Genomic DNA, 2,667 nt, shown 5'->3' on the forward strand with positions numbered 1-2,667 from the left:
ATAGTGGAAGAAGATGCCCGAAGGGCCGGATGGAAACAGGGACTGGAAGAAGGACGGGAGAAAGGACTGGAAGAAGGTCGTGCCAAAGGAATGGCGGAAGGAATGAAGAAAGGAATGGCAGAAGGAATGAAGAAAGGTAAAAGCGAGGAAAAAAGAGCCATTGCCCACAACCTGAAAGCGCTGGGACTGACATCCGAACAGATTCAAGCCGCTACCGGACTTTCTGCCAGGGAAATAGACTTGCTATAGAAAACCGACAAAATCAAAGAATTATGGGACGATATCTGATAATAGGACTGAAACTGGAAGCCTGTGTCTACAAAGACAGAATCAACAAGTATGTAAGTGAAAGGAGAACAAAAACAGATATCCTGGCCGAACTGGAAAACACACTCCGACTGGGAAGCGAATATGACAGAAAAGAAGAAGAGGACTGCTACACCTACTCGCTGAAACAAGAAATCTGTGACAAGGAACTGTTGTCTTTTCTAAAGCGTTTTTATGACCTTCGCTATATAGGAGAAAACCGGGAAAGTGACACTGTCATGGAAAAGTTGTCGGCTTTATCACCTCAGGAAAGGCTGAATCTGCTGGAACAAAAACGGTTCGAATGTTTCCAAGAAGATGAAAAAACACATTACTGCTACTTGGATAACTGCGGATGGTTCGAAATTCCGGTCTATACACGGAAAATAGTATTAAGTATGGACGGAAAAATCATCATGGAATGCTACAACGAAATATTGGATTTCTTCAGGAGATGCATTGCCAAACAACTGGAAGATTTCAGACTGACCAAAGCCCTGGACGTATACCTGAGCGACTGAGTGTAACAGGCTGCTCCGATTTTTTACAACAAACTCAAAAACAAAGAAAATGACTTACCAGAAACTGATATACCACCTCGGTATATTCATTCTGCTGCTCTCTGCATGCAGCAATCAGGCGGACCGGGAAGACAAGGATACCGCCGGCTATATTCCTCAAGCACCGGATTATGCAGACCCGAACCTGTGGTATACACGCGAAAACAACCAGGTGGAGCAAGGTGCGGATGTGTTTTACATCGTCTCTACCTGGGAGAAGGACTGGACGACAACCGACGGTAGCATCTGCCACTATGCCGATGTGTATAATCCCAAACATCGTGCTGACATGGACAAGGAGATTTCACGTATCGCCGATTACATGGGTGATGCCGGCGACTTCTATTCGCCCTACTACCGGCACATCACCATCGAGGTCTGGGCGACACAGAACGAGGACACCATCAACAACCGCTTCCGTACCGCCTTCGACGATGTGCAGCGTGCTTTCGACACATTCCTGCAACGCCGTGCGGACAAGGAGCGCCCGTTTATCCTGGCCGGTTTCAGCCAAGGGGGAAAGGCGGTGGTGGAACTGCTGAAGTCGATGCCCACGGATGTGGCAAAGAAGCTGGTAGCCGCCTACGTGCTAGGCTACAAGGTGACACCTGCCGATACACTGGCTACGGAGAACATCCGTGCGGCACAAGGAGCCACGGATACAGGTGTGACCATCTGCTACAACTCGGTATCGGACGTGCGCTACATAAAACCTGTAGTGGCCGCTCCTTGCGCCATGTGCATCAACCCGGTGAACTGGCATACAGACGCCACACCGGCCGTCCTGCAGGACAGCATTACCGTAACCGTCTCGCCCGAACATCACGTACTGGTACTGGACGGGTACAGCGGCTCAGAATACCACCCTATCCTGGGATTCCTGAACGTGGGGGACTTTCACGGCTGTGAACCGTGGCTCTATCAGGAATCGCTGCACGAGAATATCCTGGAGCGGGTGAAGGCGTATTACCGGAAAGAAAATGGCCGATAATCCTGTTTTTCTACTCCAAAAACAGTAATTTTGCCCCGCAAAAACGACGAGACACGTTCATATCATTTTATTCAAAACAAATTACAATGACAAGAAAATCTTTATTGAAAGCTACGGTACTGTGCCTGGCCATGATGGCCTGCTGTGTAACCTTCAGCGCCTGCAGCAGCGATGAGAACGAGCCTGAAACCATTATTACCAACGAACTCACCACCATCAAGGCGGAATATTCGGTCTCACTTTCGGAAGACTGGTACAGGTTTTTCGACATTGAAGTGACCTATACCTCTGAGACGGGTGTGAAGACCATTCTCCTGACAGAAGACTGGAATTTCGACATGAACATTCCGTATACGGCGGGACCGGACGAGTTCGTCTGCCAGGTGACAGCCAAGCCTAAAGCGGATATGCCGGCCATCGAAGAGAATGCCTCTTACTTGCTGGAAGAAAATATCCAGGTCAGAGTCAATGGAATCCTGGAGGACGGAACGATGAGTTCCGAGTACGGTTACAGCGGGAACCGGTCTGGCACAGAAACAAAAAGTTCCGAAGGCATGAAAAAGTACGTCACGGGCGAACATAGCCTCATGAAATTTACGTATACTCCCGAAAAGTAACGTACGGCTGATGAAAGCCCTCTACAGACAAAGTGTCCGCACTCCGGGAAACGGGGTTCGGGCACTTTCGTCATTTTCAGCATTTCCGCTTGTTTTTCCTGCCGAAAAACGTATCTTTGTGAAAACGAAACAGAAAAGGAGGACACATGAGGAACGAGGAACTGACCTGCGGACACTTCGTAAATCCGTTTAC

General features: G+C 48.8%; 4 protein-coding genes. All 4 read left to right on the forward strand.

Features of this window, described 5'->3' with window-relative positions; all coding sequences use genetic code 11:
* Nucleotides 1–249 (forward strand): Yae1 family protein (locus tag C510_RS16795; protein ID WP_018712241.1); only part of this gene is annotated, 249 nt, incomplete at its 5' end.
* Nucleotides 250–272: 23 nt separating this feature from the next.
* The gene (locus C510_RS0115820; RefSeq protein WP_018712242.1) at nt 273–827 is read left to right on the forward strand and encodes a hypothetical protein; all 555 of its coding nucleotides are present in this window, start codon (nt 273–275) and stop codon (nt 825–827) included.
* A gap of 49 nt (nt 828–876) precedes the next feature.
* Nucleotides 877–1,857, forward strand: a complete 981-nt coding sequence (locus C510_RS0115825; RefSeq protein ID WP_018712243.1) for a DUF3089 domain-containing protein — start codon at nt 877–879, stop codon at nt 1,855–1,857.
* 86 nt (nt 1,858–1,943) lie between these two features.
* On the forward strand, nt 1,944–2,474 hold the full coding sequence (locus C510_RS0115830; protein ID WP_022339625.1) for a hypothetical protein: 531 nt from the start codon (nt 1,944–1,946) through the stop codon (nt 2,472–2,474).
* Nucleotides 2,475–2,667: the final 193 nt, after the last annotated feature.

This window comes from Phocaeicola barnesiae DSM 18169 = JCM 13652 (assembly GCF_000374585.1).
GTDB classification, from domain to species: Bacteria; Bacteroidota; Bacteroidia; order Bacteroidales; family Bacteroidaceae; genus Phocaeicola; species Phocaeicola barnesiae.

Coding starts and splice junctions, on each gene's coding strand:
- C510_RS0115825 (WP_018712243.1), top strand. CDS start 877: ATGACTTACCAGAAACTGATATACCACCTCGGTATATTCATTCTGCTG.
- C510_RS0115820 (WP_018712242.1), top strand. CDS start 273: ATGGGACGATATCTGATAATAGGACTGAAACTGGAAGCCTGTGTCTAC.
- C510_RS0115830 (WP_022339625.1), top strand. CDS start 1,944: ATGACAAGAAAATCTTTATTGAAAGCTACGGTACTGTGCCTGGCCATG.